This window comes from Paracoccus sp. TOH, from assembly GCF_030388245.1.
Lineage (GTDB): Bacteria > Pseudomonadota > Alphaproteobacteria > Rhodobacterales > Rhodobacteraceae > Paracoccus > Paracoccus simplex.
The window spans coordinates 1,027,926-1,044,513 of the sequence record NZ_CP098360.1; the positions used below are offsets into that span (position 1 = coordinate 1,027,926).

At 71.6% G+C, this 16,588-nt stretch carries 17 protein-coding genes; 7 read left to right on the forward strand and 10 right to left on the reverse strand.

All coding sequences use genetic code 11. From position 1 onward, the window contains the following. The first annotated feature begins 167 nt into the window (after nt 1-167). From rpe to NBE95_RS05060, 3 genes are read left to right on the forward strand one after another with little or no spacing between them, the layout of a single operon-like run. Nucleotides 168-860: a ribulose-phosphate 3-epimerase gene (gene rpe, locus NBE95_RS05050; RefSeq protein WP_289894764.1), complete on the forward strand. Its 693-nt coding sequence runs from the start codon at nt 168-170 to the stop codon at nt 858-860. Then, nucleotides 857-2,065 carry a glycosyltransferase N-terminal domain-containing protein gene (locus NBE95_RS05055; RefSeq protein ID WP_289894765.1) on the forward strand — a complete coding sequence of 403 codons (1,209 nt, stop codon included), beginning with the start codon at nt 857-859 and terminating at the stop codon, nt 2,063-2,065. The genes rpe and NBE95_RS05055 overlap by 4 nt, the downstream gene beginning before the upstream one ends. Before the next feature lie 32 nt (nt 2,066-2,097). Continuing rightward, the gene (locus tag NBE95_RS05060; RefSeq protein ID WP_289894766.1) at nt 2,098-2,517 is read left to right on the forward strand and encodes a DUF1178 family protein; all 420 of its coding nucleotides are present in this window, start codon (nt 2,098-2,100) and stop codon (nt 2,515-2,517) included. Between the two features lie 30 nt (nt 2,518-2,547). Here NBE95_RS05060 and NBE95_RS05065 read toward each other — a convergent pair whose 3' ends face one another. The 4 genes from NBE95_RS05065 to NBE95_RS05080 all read right to left on the reverse strand — a co-directional run bounded on the left by NBE95_RS05065 (nt 2,548) and on the right by NBE95_RS05080 (nt 6,923). After that, nucleotides 2,548-3,324 (reverse strand): ABC transporter ATP-binding protein, encoded by a 777-nt coding sequence (locus tag NBE95_RS05065; protein WP_289894767.1) that lies wholly within the window; start codon nt 3,322-3,324, stop codon nt 2,548-2,550. Next, a complete protein-coding gene (locus NBE95_RS05070; protein ID WP_289894768.1) occupies nt 3,324-4,376 on the reverse strand; it encodes an iron ABC transporter permease in 1,053 nt (350 codons plus the stop codon). Before NBE95_RS05070 ends, NBE95_RS05065 begins: the two co-directional genes overlap by 1 nt. Further along, nucleotides 4,355-5,449, reverse strand: a complete 1,095-nt coding sequence (locus NBE95_RS05075) for an ABC transporter substrate-binding protein (RefSeq protein WP_289894769.1) — start codon at nt 5,447-5,449, stop codon at nt 4,355-4,357. Before NBE95_RS05075 ends, NBE95_RS05070 begins: the two co-directional genes overlap by 22 nt. 67 nt (nt 5,450-5,516) lie before the next feature. Beyond that, on the reverse strand, nt 5,517-6,923 hold the full coding sequence (locus NBE95_RS05080; protein ID WP_289894770.1) for a YncE family protein: 1,407 nt from the start codon (nt 6,921-6,923) through the stop codon (nt 5,517-5,519). A 143-nt stretch (nt 6,924-7,066) separates the two neighbouring features. On the opposite strand from NBE95_RS05080, the gene NBE95_RS05085 reads away from it, so the two are divergent. Then, complete coding sequence (locus tag NBE95_RS05085; protein ID WP_289894771.1) at nt 7,067-7,900, forward strand: alpha/beta hydrolase-fold protein; 834 nt, start codon at nt 7,067-7,069, stop codon at nt 7,898-7,900. 51 nt (nt 7,901-7,951) lie between these two features. Continuing rightward, complete coding sequence (locus tag NBE95_RS05090; protein ID WP_289894772.1) at nt 7,952-8,209, forward strand: hypothetical protein; 258 nt, start codon at nt 7,952-7,954, stop codon at nt 8,207-8,209. On the opposite strand, the gene NBE95_RS05095 is transcribed toward NBE95_RS05090, so the two are convergent. After that, nucleotides 8,178-12,083 (reverse strand): amino acid adenylation domain-containing protein, encoded by a 3,906-nt coding sequence (locus NBE95_RS05095; protein ID WP_289894773.1) that lies wholly within the window; start codon nt 12,081-12,083, stop codon nt 8,178-8,180. The two genes, NBE95_RS05090 and NBE95_RS05095, sit on opposite strands and share 32 nt — an antisense overlap. Nucleotides 12,084-12,245: 162 nt before the next feature. Here NBE95_RS05095 and NBE95_RS05100 point away from each other — a divergent pair, with 162 nt between their 5' ends. Then, complete coding sequence (locus tag NBE95_RS05100; protein ID WP_289894774.1) at nt 12,246-12,824, forward strand: cytochrome b; 579 nt, start codon at nt 12,246-12,248, stop codon at nt 12,822-12,824. Nucleotides 12,825-12,923: 99 nt separating this feature from the next. Further along, on the forward strand, nt 12,924-13,256 hold the full coding sequence (locus NBE95_RS05105) for a DUF2794 domain-containing protein (protein ID WP_289894836.1): 333 nt from the start codon (nt 12,924-12,926) through the stop codon (nt 13,254-13,256). A 12-nt stretch (nt 13,257-13,268) separates the two neighbouring features. Here NBE95_RS05105 and NBE95_RS05110 read toward each other — a convergent pair whose 3' ends face one another. From NBE95_RS05110 to cobA, 5 genes are all read right to left on the reverse strand, one after another. Then, nucleotides 13,269-14,075, reverse strand: coding sequence for a crotonase/enoyl-CoA hydratase family protein (locus NBE95_RS05110; protein ID WP_289894776.1), 807 nt, complete (start codon nt 14,073-14,075; stop codon nt 13,269-13,271). A 3-nt stretch (nt 14,076-14,078) separates the two neighbouring features. Further along, nucleotides 14,079-15,008 carry an AEC family transporter gene (locus NBE95_RS05115; RefSeq protein WP_289894777.1) on the reverse strand — a complete coding sequence of 310 codons (930 nt, stop codon included), beginning with the start codon at nt 15,006-15,008 and terminating at the stop codon, nt 14,079-14,081. After that, nucleotides 15,008-15,256 (reverse strand): sulfurtransferase TusA family protein, encoded by a 249-nt coding sequence (locus NBE95_RS05120; RefSeq protein ID WP_289894778.1) that lies wholly within the window; start codon nt 15,254-15,256, stop codon nt 15,008-15,010. Before NBE95_RS05120 ends, NBE95_RS05115 begins: the two co-directional genes overlap by 1 nt. Beyond that, the gene (locus NBE95_RS05125) at nt 15,253-15,768 is read right to left on the reverse strand and encodes a DUF2478 domain-containing protein (RefSeq protein WP_289894779.1); all 516 of its coding nucleotides are present in this window, start codon (nt 15,766-15,768) and stop codon (nt 15,253-15,255) included. Before NBE95_RS05125 ends, NBE95_RS05120 begins: the two co-directional genes overlap by 4 nt. Nucleotides 15,769-15,853: 85 nt before the next feature. Beyond that, complete coding sequence (gene cobA, locus NBE95_RS05130) at nt 15,854-16,585, reverse strand: uroporphyrinogen-III C-methyltransferase (protein WP_289894780.1); 732 nt, start codon at nt 16,583-16,585, stop codon at nt 15,854-15,856. Nucleotides 16,586-16,588: the final 3 nt, after the last annotated feature.

Consider the following 16,588-nt stretch of genomic DNA (forward strand, 5'->3'; position numbering starts at 1 on the left):
GGCCCCAATATAGGCCCTGCGGCGGAAAGCCCAAGGGGGAAGCCGGGGGCTTCGCGCCCCCGGACCCCCGCGGGGTATTTGGAAAACGGCGAAATGCAACCTTCATGCCGGTTGACCTCGCGCGGGCGGGGACGGTAACCCGAGCGGGTATGTGCAGGGAGCCAGCCATGACCTTCGATCGCCGCATCAAGATCGCCCCGTCCATCCTGTCGGCGGATTTCGCGAATTTCGGCCAGGAGATCCGCGCCATCGAGGCCGAGGGCGCCGACTGGGTGCATGTCGATGTGATGGACGGGCATTTCGTGCCCAACCTGACCTTCGGCCCGCCGGCGGTGAAGGCGTTCCGGCCGCATGTGACCAGTTTCATGGACGTGCACCTGATGATCGCGCCGGTCGATCCCTATATCGAGGCCTATGCCGAGGCCGGCGCCGACATGATCACCGCGCATGTCGAGGCCGGGCCGCATCCGCATCGCACCCTGCAGGCGATCCGCGCCACCGGCAAGAAGGCCGGGATCTCGCTGAATCCCGGCACGCCGGCCGAGGCGGTGGAATATCTGCTGGACCTTTGCGACATGGTGCTGGTGATGACGGTGAACCCCGGTTTCGGCGGGCAGAAGTTCATTCATTCGCAACTGGACAAGATCGCCCGGCTGCGCGCCATGATCGGCGACCGGCCGGTGCATATCCAGGTCGATGGCGGCGTCGATCCGGGCACCGCGCCGCTGGTCGCCAAGGCGGGGGCCGATGTGCTGGTGGCGGGCTCGGCCGTGTTCCGCGGTGGCTCGGTCGCCGATCCCGGCGTCTATGGCAAGAACATCCGCGCCATCCGCGAGGCTGCCGAGGCCGCGACCCGTTGATCTGGCGCGGCGCCACGGCGCTGGCCGGCGCGGCGCTGGGTCTGGCCGCGCCCCTGGCCGGAAGCGACTGGCGCGAGCGGTTGGCGCTGTCGGGGCCCGAGGTTGCGCCGGGCGGCATCTGGCTGCATGCCGCGAGCGTCGGCGAGCTGACTTCGGCCCGCGTCCTGGCCGAGGCGCTGGCGCCCGGCTTTCCCCTGACCGTGACGACGAACAGCCTGACCGGCCGCGACCTGGCGCGGCGGCTGGGCCATGCCTGCGGCCTGGCGCCTCTGGACGTGCCGCAGGCGGTGGGGCGCTTCCTGGACCGGGTGCGGCCTTCGGTGCTGGTGACGGTCGAGAACGAGCTTTGGCCCAACCGCTCGGCGATGGCGGCGGCGCGGGGCGTGGCCCAGGTGATGGTGGGCGCGCGCATCTCGGCGCGTTCGGCGGCGCGCTGGGGCCGGCTGCCGGGGCTGATCGGGCCGATGCTGGGCCGCATCGACGCGCTGTCGGCGCAGGACGCGGCCAGCGAGGCGCGGCTGCTGGCGCTGGGGCTGCGGCCCGAGGCGCTGACGCCGCGGCTGAACCTGAAGCTGCTCGGTCCGGCGCGGATCGCGCCGGGCGCGGATGCGCCGGACCGTCGGCGCACCGTGCTGGCGGCCTCGACCCATGAGGGCGAGGATGCGGCGATGCTGGACGCCTGGCTGGCCGCGCGGCAGGTCGCGCCGGATCTGCGGCTGATCCTGGCCCCGCGCCATCCCGGGCGCGGCGATGCCGTGGCGGCGCTGATCGCCGCGCGGGGGCTGGATTTCGCCCGGCGCAGCCAGGGCGGCGGGCCGGAGGCGCCGCTGCTGCTGGCCGACACGCTGGGCGAGATGGCGCTGTGGTATCGCGCCGCCGGCATCTGCGTCACCGGCGGCTCCTTTGCCGATCACGGCGGCCATACGCCATGGGAGCCGGCGGCCTGGCGCTGCGCGATCCTGCACGGGCCGCATGTCGCGAACCAGGCCGATGCCTATGCCGATCTGGACGCGGCGGGGGGGGCGCTGGCCTGCGATGCCGCCGGGCTGCCGCGCCTGCTGGCGGAGCTGTTGCGCGATCCGGACCGGCAGCGTCGCATGGGCGAGGCCGCGCGGGCGCTGCTGCTGGCGCGGGCGGGCAATCCTGCCACGCTGATCGCGCGGATCGGGACGCTGGCGCGGGCACGGGCTTGCGGAAGCGGCTGAGCGGCCCGATATTTGCAGGGAAAGGAGCCGACATGATCCGCTATGCCCTGCGCTGTGACCAAGGCCATGAATTCGATGGCTGGTTTCGCAATTCCGAAGGTTTCGAAAGCCTCAGGAAGGCCGGACAGGTGACTTGCGCGCAATGCGGCTCGGTCCATGTCGAGAAGGCGCTGATGGCACCGCGCGTCACCCATGGCGGCGACGATGCCCCGGATCTGCACAGCCCCCGCGACCCGCACGAGGCGGCGCTGGAAAAGCTGCGCCAGCATATCGAGGCGAACTCGGATTACGTCGGCATGTCCTTCGCCGCAGAAGCCCGCGCCATGCATGAAGGGCTGGCGCCCGAGCGCGCGATCCACGGCGAGGCGCGGCTCGAGGATGCCAAGCAGCTGCTCGAGGACGGGATTTCGGTCGCGCCCCTGCCATTCCGGGCCCGGCAGCGGGCGCATTGAGCCCGCTTGCCCGGTCGTGCCGGCCCGGCCCTAGCCCGGGGCGTGTTCGCCGTCGATCAGCACCATGATGCGGCCGCGCGAGCAGCGCTCGACGCGGGCCTCGACGCCGTAGACCTCGGCCAGCAAAGCGGGGGTCAGGATCTCCTCCGGCCGGCCCTCGGCATGGGTATGGCCGCCATGCATCAGCACGATGCGGTCGGCCCATTGCGCCGCCAGCGCCAGGTCGTGCAGCACGGCGACGACGATGCGCCCCTCGGCCGCCAGCCGTCGCAGTTCCGACAAGAGCCGCACCTGCCGCGCCAGATCCAGCGCGCTGGTCGGCTCGTCCAGCAGCAGCAGGCGCGGGTCGCGCACGATGGCCTGCGCCAGGCTGACCATCTGCCGCTGGCCCCCGGACAGCGCCGAAAGCGGCTCCAGCGCCAGCGCGCCGATGCCCAGCTTGTCCAGCACCGCCATGGCGGTTGCATCGGCACCGCGCGCGTCCAGCGTGTCGCCCGCCCGCCGTGCCGCGATCACGCTTTCCAGCGCCACCAGCGACGAGCCGGCCGGCAGGCTTTGCGGCATGAAGCCCACCAGCCGGGCGCGGTCGCGCATCGGCACATGCGCCAGGTCGCGCCCGTCCAGCAGCACCCTGCCGCCATGCGGCTGCAACTGGGCGATGGCGCGCAGCAGCGTCGATTTCCCGGCCGCGTTCGGTCCGGCCAGCACCGTGACCTCGCCCGGGCGCAAAAGCGGCAGGTCCAGCCCTGCGAGCACGCTGCGCGCGCCGTAGCGCACCGAGATGTCCTGCGCCAGCAGCCCCTGCATCAGCGCCGCCTGCCGCGCAGGATCAGCGCGAAGAAGATCGGCAGGCCGATCAGCGAGGTGACCAGCCCCACCGGCAGCAGCACCCCCGGCACCAGCGTCTTGCTGAGCGTCGAGGCCAGCGACATGACCAGCGCCCCGGTCAGCAGGCTGGCGGGCAGAAAGACGCGGTGGTTCTCGCCCACCAGCATCCGGGCGATATGCGGGCCGGCCAGGCCGACGAAGCCGATCACCCCGACCATCGACACGGCGGCGGCCGACAGCAGGCTGACGCGGAACAGCGTCCAGCGCCTGAGCCCGGTCACGTCGACGCCGAAGCTGCGCGCCTGATCCTCGCCCAGCCGCAGCGCCGTCAGCTTCCAGGCGGCGCGGAACGAGAACGGCACCGAGACCGCCAGCACCGCCGCGATCAGCATCACCCCCGGCCATTGCGCCGAGGCGAGGCTGCCCATGGTCCAGAACACCAGTTGCTGCAGCGCATCGGCCGAGGCGACGAACTGCACCAGCGACAAGAGCGCCGCTGCGGTGAAGTTCAGCGCCACGCCGAACAGGATCAGCACCTCGGGCCCGCCGCCGCGGATGCGGCCCAGAAGCTGCAGCAGCGCCAGCGCGCCCAGCGCGAACAGGAAGGCATTGCCGGAAACGCTCCAGACCGCGGGCAGGCCGGGCAGGGTCAGGCCCAGCACGATCGCCACCGCGGCGCCAAGCGCGGCCGAGGACGAGACGCCCAGCGTGAAAGGCTCGGCCAGGGGGTTTTCCAGCACCGTCTGCATCTCGGCCCCGGCCAGCGCCAGCGCCGCGCCGACCAGCAGCGCCATCGCGGCGACCGGCAGGCGCACGTCCCAGACGATGACGTGGGTGCCGCGCGCGACCTCGCCGCCGGCCAGCGCCTGCAGCGTATCCGCCAGCGGCAGCCCGGCCGGGCCGGTCACCAGGTCCAGCAGCAGCGCCGCCAGCGCCGCCAGCGCCAGCACCCCGACCAGGGCCGAGTTGCGCCGGCCCTGCCGGTGATAGCGGCTCAGCGTCGCGTCGCTCATGGTTGCGGGGTCACCCACCAGCTTCCCGGCACGGTGACGGGCGAGAAGCGGGCATTGATCTCGGCCAGGGTGGCGGCGGGATCGACATCCTCGAACAGCGCGGGATGGAAGGTCTTGGCCAGGTATTCGATCAGCGCGATATGGATGGGCGAATCGTTGAACATGTGCCAGACGCCGGCGGCGCGGCCCTGCTCCACCGCCCGCAGCGCCGAGAAGCCGGGCGCCGAGACCAGCGCCTCGAAGCTGGCCTGCGCGGTCGCGGCATCGACCTCCGAGCCCAGCACCAGCCCGCCGCGCGCCGCCATATGCGTGCCGCCGGTGGCGATATAGATGTCGGGATCGGCGCCGATCAGATATTCCAGGCTGACATTGCCGACCGGGGTCTTGACCGTCTCGGCGCCGATGTTTCGTCCGCCAGCGGTGACGATGAAATCGTTGAACACGCCCGAGCCCACGGTCGAGCAGCAGCCGGTGGGCGCGGCATGGACGTGGAAGAACACCCGCGGCCGCTCGGTGACGGCGGCCAGCCGGCCGCGGACCCGGTCGAGCCGGGTTTCGTAAAAGCCGGCGAATTCCTCGGCCCGTTCCTCGGCGCCGGTCAGTTTGCCCAGGATGTGCAGGCTGGGGATCGAGTTTTCCTGCGGATGCGAGAAGAAGTCGACATAGGCGACCGGGATGCCTGCCGCCTCGATCTGCTGGCGCACCAGTTCGGTGCCGGGATCGTTCTGGTCGATCAGCGTCAGCACCACCAGGTCGGGATGCAGGCCGATGATCGCCTCGGCCGACAGGCCGCGCGTGCCGGCGCCGACCGGCTTGATCTGGTCGATATCGGGAAATTTCTGCCGATAGGCGGCCAGGGTCGGCTCGTCCAGCGCCCGCGCCAGCCGCCAGCCGCTGACCAGCGAGACCGGGTCGTCATGGATCAGCCCCAGCACCGACAGATGCCGCGCCTCGGCCAGGACAATATGCTTGGCGGGCTGGGGCAGCGTGACCTCGCGCCCCAGGATGTCGGTCGCGGTGACGTCGGCACGGGCCAGGCCCAGCGAGGCGATCAGCGCGGCGGCGGCAAGCAGGGGACGGGTCAGGATCATGGCGTTTCCAGGGCTGGGGTGCCGGGGCGCAGCGATGCGCGCGCGCCCCGGCCGGTTCGGCTGCTTCTTAGCCTGCGGCGGGCGTGATGCGCCAGATGCGGTCGCCAGCCTCGTCATCCGCGCCCTTGGACTTGTTCACCGCCCAGACATTGCCCTTGCCGTCGGCGCGCAGCTGGTTGGGCAGGCTGCCGGCGTCGATATTCGCTACGATCTCGCCCTCGGGGCTGACCACGGCGATGGTGCCGGCGCCGCGATTGGCGACATAGGCCAGGCGGCTGACCGGCTCGAAGGCGACGTTCAGCGGGCCGGCGCCGACCGCCACGTCATGGATCACCTCGCCGGTCTCGGCCTTGACGATCAGCAGGTTGTCGGTGGCCTGCGAGGCGACGAAGATCAGCCCCTCCTGCGGGTCGTAGGCCACGCCCGAGGCGGCCTTGACGCCGGGCAGCGGGATCACCCGAACCTCGCCCGAGGCCAGGTCGACCACCGCCGCCTCGGGGGTGGACAGGCTGACGGTGACCAGCTTGCCGCCCGCCTCGTCGATATCCAGCGCCATGGTCGAGAATGCCTCGCCGCGGATCTGCGACGTGATGGTGATCGGCTCCAGCGGCTCGAGCGTCCTGGTGTCGAAGACCTTGATCTCGGGCGTGCCGGTGGCGCTGGCATAGGCGCGGCCATTGGCCTCGTCCACCAGCACGTCGCGGGCATGCGGCACGGCGCCCGGCGCGAACTGCTTGACCAGCGACAGGTCGGACTGCTTGTAGACCGCGGCGCTGTCCTGGCGGGTGTTGGTCACCCAGACATGGCCGTTCGCATCGTCCACGTCCACGCCATAGACCGCGAACAGGCCGCCGTCGCTGCCGTCCGCGCGCGCGGGGGCGGCGGCGGGTGTCACCTCGGCGACGATCTTCAGCGTCTGGGGGTCGATCTTGACCAGCTTGGCTTCCTTGACCGGCGGGCGGCCGACGGCGCTGGTGACGAAGACCGCGTCCCCGGCCGCGTTCGCCTTGACCTGATAGAGGCCGCGCACCACCGGCTGGCTGGTGACGGCGAATTTCTCGGCGCCGCTGACCGGAACCTGGGGCGAGACCTTCAGCTCGACCACCTCGGCCGAGGCCGGGTTCTCGGTGATGACGACGATCGGCTGCAGCCCGATCTCGGCCTCGGCGTCGATGTCGAGCGCGAAGCTGAAGGTGCCGTCCTCGGCCACGGCGATCGGCTCGGGGGTCAGCACCTTCGGGCCGCGCATCAGGGTGACGGTCTGGCCGGGGATCATCGCCTCGCCCGCGATCACCGCCTTGCCGCCCTGGTGGACCGGGGCGCGGCCCTCGCCGCCGGCGCTGACATGGCCGGCGAAATCGACCAGCGGCTTGGTGAAGATCGTGTCGGCCAGCACCGGGGCGGAAAGAACCGACAGCGCCAGCGCCGAGACGCCCAGCAGGGACCGAAGGCGATAGCGGGATTGGATGGCCATGGAAAGCTCCTTGAACAGGGGGAACGGACGTGGCTGACCGCTGGGGCTGGCTCGGATCAGGCGGCACCCTATAATCCTGACGGTCCTTGTCAACTAACGCCGGGCGGGGCAGATAGCTTTGTGAACGAAAGGATTGTCGCAAGATGTCGCAGGCTGGACAGGTCGGACCGGATCACGCCAGGAAGCAGGCCGAGCTGCGCATCTTCCAGACCGGCGCGCCGACCCATGCGCTGTCGCAAAGGGTGGCGGCGGTCGGTCCCGGCTACCGGCTGTTCCTGGCCGTGCCCCGGACCCCGGCGCCGGCGCGGGGCTGGCCGGTGCTTTACATGCTGGACGGCAATGCCGCCTTCGACTTCCTGACGCCCGAGCATCTGGCGCTGGCTCCGGGGCTGATGATCGTCGGCGTAGGCTATGACACCGACCGGCAATTCGCGCGCGAGCTGCGGACGCTGGATTTCACCGCGCCGGACGGGCCGGGCGACGGGCTGCGCCCCGACCATGTCCATCCGGGCCGCATGGCCGGCGGCGCGGCGATCTTTCACGACCGCCTGACCGGCCCGCTGCGCGCGGCGGCCGAGGCCGGCCTGCCCGTCGATCCCGTCCGCCGCACGCTCTGGGGCCACAGTTTCGGCGGGCTGTTCGCGCTTTATGCGCTGCTGGCCCGGCCGCAGGGCTTTGCCCGCCATGCCGCGATCAGCCCCTCGATCTGGTGGGACGAGGCGCTGATCCGCCGCGTGGCGCAGGAAGCCGCCCCCGCATCGTTGCCGCTGCTGGTGGCGCTGGGCGACCGCGAGCAGCGTTCGGGCAGCGCCGGCCCGCCCCCCGACGGGCCGGCGCCGGCGACCATGCAGTTCGTCGCCGGTCTGGCCCGGCATCCCGGCCACCGGGCGCAGCTTCATGTCCTGCCCGGCCATGCGCATATCCAGACGCTTGCGGGCTCGTTCCCGCTGGTTCTGCCCTTCGCGGCCGCCGATTAACCGGATCTTTGCGACTCTGCGCTTTTCTTGTCCGGAAACGGAGGGAGTCGCATGGTCCTTGTCAGATACGCTTTCGGAATGCTGGGGATCACGCTTTGCGTGCTGAGCACGACGCGAATGCAGGCGGATTGCCGCGCCGGCTGCGCCGCCTTTGCGGCCGCGCGATGGGATCCGGGCGAGGTTCTGCCGGGCCTTGCCGGGCTGCTGGGCGGGTTTGCCGCCCTGGCCTTCCCGCAGGCCGGCAAGGCGCAGCCGCCGCCCGGCAGCGCGGCCCCGGTCAGACCGGGGCCGCCGCCAGCCGGCGGGTAAGTTCGGGCAGGATCAGCGCCGTGGCCTCGGCCGAGGTCATCTCGGCATGCAGGAAGGGCAGGTCGATGACCTCGAGACCGGCGACATAGGGCGCCCACATCGCCGGGTTCAGGGCGCTGCCCTGGTGGTCGCGGGCGGCGCGGAAATGCGTGACCCGGCCGCCGAAGCGGCGGTGGCGATGGCCGCGGATCAGCCGGTTGGTGGCGGTCACCGTGCGCACCACCCCGTCCAGAACCGGCTCGGGCAGGGCGCCCAGGGCGCTGTCGCCCCGGCGCAGGAAAGCCACCACCGCCTCGCGCGTGTCCAGGTCGCGATGCGCCTCGGGGTCGTAGCCGGCGATGGCCAGCAGGGCGCGCAGCGCGGCGACCGGGTCGGGCTCGGGCTCGTCCCGCCACGCGTCGCAGGGATAGCTGTCCAGCATGGCGACCAACCCGGTCTCGCGCCCGGTCGCGGACAGGATCGCGGCAATTTCCTGCGCCAGGATGCCGCCGACCGACCAGCCGGCCAGATGCACCGGCTGGCCGTCCGGAACCAGCGCCGCGATGCGCTGCGCGTAGTCCCGGGCCAGCGCCGCCAGGCTTTCGGGCATGGCCACCGCCGGGTCGAGGCCGGGATGCTGCAGGCCCCAGACCCGCCGCGCCGGGGCGATGCGCCGCGCCAGCCCGCGATAGCCCCAGGCCAGGCCGCCGGCCGGATGGATCAGGAACAGCGGCGCCGCCTGCGGATCGCCCTCGGCCAGCAGGATCAGCGGGCCAAGCCCGTCGTCGCGGGGCGCCCGCGCGTCCAGCGCGGCGGCCAGCGCGGCCAGCACCGGCTGCTCGAAGATGGTGCCCAGGCCCGGATCCAGGCCGGTCTCGGCCTCCAGCGCCTGCGCCAGCCGCACGGCGGAAAGCGAATCACCGCCCAGGGCGAAGAAATCCGCCTCGGCCGGGGCGGGGGTGTCGAGGTGCAGGATCGCGGCGTAAAGCCGCGCCAGCAGCCGTTCGGTCGGGGTCTTTGCCGCCCGGCCGGCGGCGGCGAATTCCGGCGCCGGCAGCGCCTTGCGGTCCAGCTTGCCGTTCGCGGTCACCGGCAGCGCCGCCAGCGCCACCTCGGCCGCAGGCAGCATATAGGCCGGCAGGCTGGCCGCCAGCCGCTCGGCCAGCAGGCCCGGCCGCCAGTCCGCCGCCGGCACCAGATAGGCCACGAGGCGCTTTTCTCCGGCATGGTCCTCGCGCGCGATCACCACCGCCTCGCGGGCCAGGCCCGAGGCCATGATCGCCGCCTCGATCTCGCCCAGCTCGACGCGCAGGCCGCGGAGCTTCACCTGATGGTCCGAGCGGCCCAGATAGACCACTGCCCCGTCCGGGCGCAGCCGCGCCAGATCGCCGGTGGCGTAAAGTCGCCCTGCCGGCCCCGCGACGAAACGTTCCGCGGTCAGGTCGGGCCGGCCCAGATAGCCGCGCGCCAGCTGCACGCCGCCCAGATACAGATGCCCGGCCAGACCCGGCGGCACCGGGCGCATCCGTTCGTCCAGCACCTGCAGCGCCGTGTTCCAGACCGGCCAGCCGATCGGCACCGGGTTCGCGCGGTCCTCGGGCCCGGCGGGCCAGAAACTGACATCCACCGCCGCCTCGGTCGGGCCGTAAAGATTGTGCAGCTCGGCCGTCATCCGGGCATGGAAGCGGTCGCGCTGGTCCGCCGTCAGCTCCTCGCCCGAGCAGAAGACGCGGGCCATCGCCAGCCCCTGCGAGGCGGGCGAGGCCAGGAAGGCCGACAGCATCGAGGGCACGAAATGGCAGGTGGTGATGCCGCGTTCGCGGATCAGCCCGGCGATGGCGGCGGGGTCGCGATGCGCGCCGGGCGGCGCCATGACCAGCTCGGCCCCGGCGATCATCGGCAGGAAGAACTCCCAGACCGAGACGTCGAAGGTCGCCGGGGTCTTCTGCAGGATGCGGTCCTGGGCATTGATGCCGTATTGCGCCCGCATCCACAGCAGGCGGTTGACGATGGCGCGATGCTCGACGGCGACGCCCTTGGGCTCGCCGGTCGAACCCGAGGTGAAGATCACATAGGCCAGATCGTCCGGCGCCGGCGCGGCCTTGGGGCGGCCCGCGGCGGGCCGGTCGGCCGGCCGGTCGGCGGGCCAGTCGGTGGGCCAGTTGGTGGGCAGCAGCAATTCGGTGCCCGGCGGGAACAGCCCGGCCAGATCGGCCGAGGTCAGCACCGCGACCGGCCGGGCCTGCGCCAGGATGCGGGCGATGCGCTCGGGCGGATGCGCCGGGTCCAGCGGCAGATAGGCCGCGCCGGCGCGCAGGATGGCCAGCAGCGCCACCGGCAGTTCCAGCGCGCGGTCCAGCGCCACCGCGACGATGCGGTCCGGACCGGCGCCGAGCACCTGCAGCCGCGCAGCCAGAGCCGCGCTGCGGCGATCGAGCGCGGCGCAATCCAGGCTGGCCGCGCCGAAGCTGACGGCCGGCGCCTCGGGCGTGGCGGCAAGCTGCGCCTCGATCAGCGCGGTCAAGGTGGTGTCGGGCAGCGGATGCCGGGTCGCCTGGGCCCGCGCTGTGCTTGCCGCGATCTCGGCCGGGCTGGCGGTCGGCACTTCGGCCAGGGTTTCGGCCGCCAGCGCCGCGGCCAGGAAGGCCGCCAGCCGGTCGCCATGGCCGCGCACCTCCTCGGGCGCATAAAGCGCCGGGTTCGCGTCCACCTCGAAGATCATCCCCGCGGCCGGGTCGCCGCGGAAGGTCAGCGTCAGGTCGTCCACCGCCCCGGCGCCCAGGATATGCAGCCGGCAGTCGAGCCCCGGGAATTCCGGCGGCCTGTCAAAGGGCTGCACGTTCACCAGCGGCCCGTAAAGCCGCCGCGTGCCGCCGACCAGCCCCAGTTCGCGCCGCAGAATCTCGCTGCGGTAAAGGCCGCGGCGGCGGGCCTGGGCCATGGCTTTCGACTGCGCGGACAGCCATTCGGGCAGGGGCGCGTCCTCGTCCGGGCGCAGCCGGTGCGGCAGAACGTTCATCGCCATGCAGGGCACCTGCGCGATCCTGCGGCCCATCCGCGCCATGAAGGGCAGGCCGATCACCGCCTCACCGCCGGTCCAGCGCGCCAGATAGGCGCCGCAAAGCGCGTTCAGCACATCCGGCCAGCCCAGCCGGTGTTCGGCGGCATAGGCCGCCAGCCGGTCCAGCAGCGCCTGCGGCAACCGGCGCGAATCGCGCAGGAAGTCATGGCCGCTGACCGCGCGGCCCGGCGCCGGGCCCGCGACCTCGGGCAGGCCGGTAAGCTGGGCGTGCCACCAGTCGCGGTCGGCCGCGCGCCGGGGCGAGGCGCGCCAGGCCGCGTCCTCCTCGGCCGCCAGCGCCAGCGGGCCGAAGGGCTCGGGCTCGGGCGTGCCGGCCACCAGCGCGGCGTAATGCGCGGCGATGCGGTTGGTGACCAGCACCATGCCATAGCCGTCGATGGCCAGGTGGTGGATGCGCTGGTAAAGGAAATGCCGCTCGGGGCCGAGTGCGATCAGGCTCAGCGCCCCGGCCGGCTCGCGCGCCAAATCCAGCGGGCGGCGGCTGTCGGCCTGCATCTGCGCCTGCGCCTGCGCCTCGGCATCGGGCTGGGCGGAAAGGTCGGCGAAGCCCAGGATCGGCGGCAGGCCGACGCTTTGGCGCGGCCCGTCCGGCCCGGCGAAGAAGCGCAGCGCCAGGGCCGGGGTTTCGGCGATGGTGCGGGAGACCGCCCGGGCCAGCGCGTCGCGGTCCAGCGGGCCGGTCAGTTCCAGATATTGCCCGGTGTTCAGGATCGGGTTGTCCGCGTCCAGCGCCTGGACATACCACAGCCCCTCCTGCGCCTCGGTCAGCGGGCAGCCGGTCTCGGTCGGGATGTCGCGATTCTGAGCATTCATCTGGGCCATACCCCGGCAGGCACAAGGGAAACGGAAACGAAACGGATGCTAACGACCATGTTACCCCGCAGAAAGGTTCGCGGGTCTTGCCCGTTTCGGGCCATGGCCATACTGTCGCTAAGAAAATTAGTCAACTTTACCGCTTTTCCGGCCAGAACCAGCATGACCCTGCCCACGCCTTCCCTTCCGCTGCGCGACACCGCTCGGGCCTATGGCCGCATCACCCGGCTGCTGCACTGGAGCATCGCCGCGCTGATGCTGTGGCAGTTCATCGGCATGGGGCTGCGGCTGGCCCTGGGCCGCACGCCGCTGGTGTCCTTTTTCGTCGGTTCGCATCAGCAGGTCGGCACGGTGCTGTTCCTGCTGATCGCGCTGCGGCTGCTCTGGTCGCTGGCGAACCGCCGCAACCGGCCGGGTCATGGCGCCGGCCTGCCGGGGCTGGCGGCGCGGCTGGGGCATGGCGCGCTGTATCTGGTCATGCTGATCGTGCCGGTCGCCGCGCTGCTGCGCGCCTATGGCGGCGAGCGCGGCTTCGCGCCCTTCGGCTTCGAGATCTTCGCGGCGCAGCAACCGCCGATCGGCTGGATGGTCGGCATCGGCGACGCGCTGCATGGCGAGCTGGGCTGGCTGCTGCTGGCGCTGATCGCCGGCCATGTGCTGATGGTCGGCCTGCACGAGGGGATGTGGCGCGACGGCACCCTGGCACGCATGGCCGGCGGCCGGCGCCGGGCCGGCCCCTAGGCGACGGTCCGCCCAGGGCGCGGCGGCAGATGCCGTCGCGGCGCGGCGTCGCCCTTTTTCATTGATTGCGCGCCGGGGCGGTGTCACCATTCCGTCATGATGAATGCGCCCTTCGGTTTCCCGTCCGAGCATGATCGCGTGGCCTTCGACCGGGCCGAACTGGGCGTCATCCTGTCGCTTTACGGCCGCATGGTCGCGGCGGGCGAATGGCGCGACTATGCCATGTCGTTCCTGCGCGACATGGCGGTGTTCTCGGTGTTTCGCCGGGCGGCCGAGCATCCGCTCTATCGCATCGAGAAGCGTCCCAGGCTGCGCCAGGCGCAGGGGCAATACGCGGTGATCGGCCTGGACGGGCGCATCCTCAAGCGCGGGCACGACCTGCCGACGGTGCTGCGGGTGCTGGAGAAGAAGCTGATCCGCCCGGTGGACTGACCCGGGCGGCGCTCAGCCGGCCTCGCCCGGCTTGATCTTCTGCGCCGTGCCTTGCGCGAAACTGTCCAGCCTTCCCTTGGCGGCGTCCTGGGTGTTGACGATGCCGGCGACCATGGCTTCGGCATAGGCGGCGTCCAGCCCCGACATGTTCTGCATGTGCGAGATCGCCGAGCAGGCGGCGAAATTCGACAAGGGCGTGTTCTGCGCCACCCGGCGGGCCAGCTCGTATGCCTTGGCCTCGCTGTCCGCGACCCGGTATTGCGCCAGCCCGACCTGCGTCGCCTCCTCGCCGGAATAAAGCCGGCCGGTCAGCATCATGTCGACCATGCGCGCCTGGCCGATCAGCCGCGGCACGCGGATGGTGGCGCCGCCGCCGGTGAACAAGCCGCGCTGGCCCTCGGGCAGGCCGAAATAGGTGGTCTCGTCCATGACCCGGATATGGACCGAGGAGGCCAGCTCCAGCCCGCCGCCGACCACCGCGCCCTTCAGCGCCGCGATGACCGGCACGCCGCCATATTCGATCTTGTTGAAGGCCTCGTGCCAGCGCAGGCAGATGCGCATGAACTCGGCGGGGCTGCGCTGTTCGCGGCCGTGCTCGACCAGGTCCAGCCCGGCGCAGAAATGCGGCCCTTCGGCGCGCAGCACCACGGCGCGGGCGCCCGAGGCGGGCAGGGCGGAAAAGACCTCGACCAGCTCCTCGATGGTCTCGGCGTTCAGCGCGTTGCGCTTGGCGGCGCGGTTCAGCGTGACGGTGGCGATGCCATCCGCGTCCATCTGAAACAGCAGGTTGTCGAGTGTCAGGGCCGAGATGTCCCGCATGGTCTAGCCTTTCGTGATCCAGTGAATGACGAGGGGAACCGTGGCGATGCTGGCCGCGGTCGAGATCAGGATGGCCGCCGAGACCCGTTGCACGGCGGTGCCGAAATATTGCGCCAGGATATAGACATTGCCCGCCACCGGCAGGCTGGCGGCGGCGATCATCACGCCGGCCGCATAGGGCTCGACCCCGAAGACCGCCAGCGCGGCGATGCCCACCGCCAGCGGATGCAGCACCAGCTTGGCGAAGCCGAGCCAGAGCGCCGGGCCCATGCGCTCGGCCGCGGGGCCGGCGAGGCTGGCGCCGATGGCGAACAGCGCCCCCGGCGTGGCCGAGCCGCCGAGCAGCGCCAGGAACTCGTCCAGCGGCCCGGGCATCGGCAGGTGCAGCCCGGCCCAGGCCAGGCCGGCCAGCATCGAGACGATCATCGGGTTCGAGACGATGCCGCGCAGCAAGGGCACCAGCGTCGAGAGCCGCACCCGGCCCTGCCTTGCCGCGGTGACGATCAGGGTGATTAGGGTCGAGAACACCACCATGTCGATGGTCAGCACCATCAGCACCGGGCCGATGGCGCGTTCGCCCAGCAGCACGACCAGCATCGGCACGCCCAGAAAGCCGGTATTGCCGGTCATCGCGGTATGCGCCTCCATCGCCGCGGTGGCGAGCGGCTGGCGCCGCCAGCGCGCCACGGCGAAGCCCAGCGCCCAAAGCGCGGCCGAGCCCGACAGATAGGCCAGCACGAAGGCCGGGTCGAACAGGCTGGCCACGTCCAGCGTCGCGGCAAAGCGGAACAGCATGGCCGACAGCGCGAAGTAAAAGACGAATTTCGTCAGCCAGCCGGTGGCCTCGGGCGGGAAGAAACGGGTGCGCCCGGCCAGCCAGCCCGTGCCGATGACGAGAAAGAAAGGCAGGGTTTTCAGAAAGATCGCCAGCATCAGTCCGCGTCGATGGCGCAGGCCGGGCCGCGCTCGACGGTGTATTCGGTCTCGCCGGGGGCGATTTCACGCCGGGCGATCAGCCGGTGGCCGGATTCGGCGCAGAAATGCGGCACGTCGATCACCGCGGCGGGATCGGTGGCCAGCAGCGTGACCCGCGTGCCTTTGGGCAGTGCCATCAGCCGCTTGCGCAGCCGCAGCACCGGCAGGGGGCACAGAAGGCCGCGCGCGTCGATTTGCGCGGTCATGCGGCGGAATCCGTCAGGCGTGCGCGGCACCAGTCGTCGATCTGGTCCGGCCGCAATTGTTCGGCCAGGTCGCCGGCGAAGTCGCGGAAGCCCGGCAGCTGTTCGTCGGGGACATGCACCAGCACCGGGATGCCGGCGGCCAGCGCCCGGGCGATGGTGTCGCGGAAGCCGCGGCCGAAACATTCCTGCTTGCCGAATTTGTTGACGATCAGCAATTCGGCGCCCCGGTCCAGAACCGATTCGGTGCGGGCCACGGCCTGGGCCAGCGCGCCGGTATCCAGACGGCAGGCCTGCGAGCCTGCGCCCAGCGACTGGGTGATGCGCACCAAGGGGCCGTCGTCGCCCAGGATGCGCAGGTCCATGTCGCAATCGCAGCCGGGGCGGATTTCGGTATTGATCTGCACCGCGCCGGCCAGCCGCGATCCCGCAGCCGCCAGCCGCTCGGCCGTGGCGGTCAGCAGCCGGTCGCCGGTGCCCGGCGTCTGGTCCTGAATGGTGACGAAACCCAGCATGACGGTCCCTCTTTCGGCGGCCAGCATAGCTTCAGGGCGCGCGGGTGCAATATCGGGTATTCGGGCAACGGAGAAGTGGCCGGACTCAGCTCTCCTCGGCCAGCGGGCCGTAGAGGATCAGTGCCGGATGCGGGCTGGGGCCTTCGCTGTCCAGCAGTTCGGCAAGGGCCGAGACGGTGCTGCGGATCAGGCGCTGGTGCGGGTGGCCCACCGCCTCGGCCAGCAGGGCGGGCGTGTCGGGGGGCAGGCCGTTTTCGACCAGCAGCGCCGCCATGCGCGGGAAGGTGCGCTGGCCCATGAAGACGACGGTGGTGGCGTGCGGATCGGCCAGCGCCGGCCAGTTCTGATCCTGGGGCAAGCCGCCGGTGACATCGGCGCCGGTGACGAATTGCAGCCGGCGCGCGGTCTGGCGCCGGGTCAGCGGCAGGCCGGCGACGGCGGCCGCCGCCATGGCCGAAGGCACGCCCGGCACGATCTCGAACGGGATGGCGTGGCGGCGCAGCGCCGTCAGCTCCTCCTCGAGCCGGCCGAAAAGGCCGGAATCGCCGGATTTCAGCCGCACCACATGCTTGCCGGCCCGGGCATGCTCGACCAGCAGGGCGTTGACGTTCTCCTGCTTGGCCGAGGGGCGGCCGGCGCGCTTGCCGACCGGGATGCGTTCGGCCTGCGGTCCGGCCTGATCCAGCACCGGACCCGAGGCGAGGTCGTCGTAAAGCACCACATCCGCCCGGGCCAGCAGGCGGGCGGCGCGCAGCGTCAGCAGATCCGGGTCCCCCGGTCCTGACGAGACGAAGCTGACATGGCCCTTGCTGTTCATGGT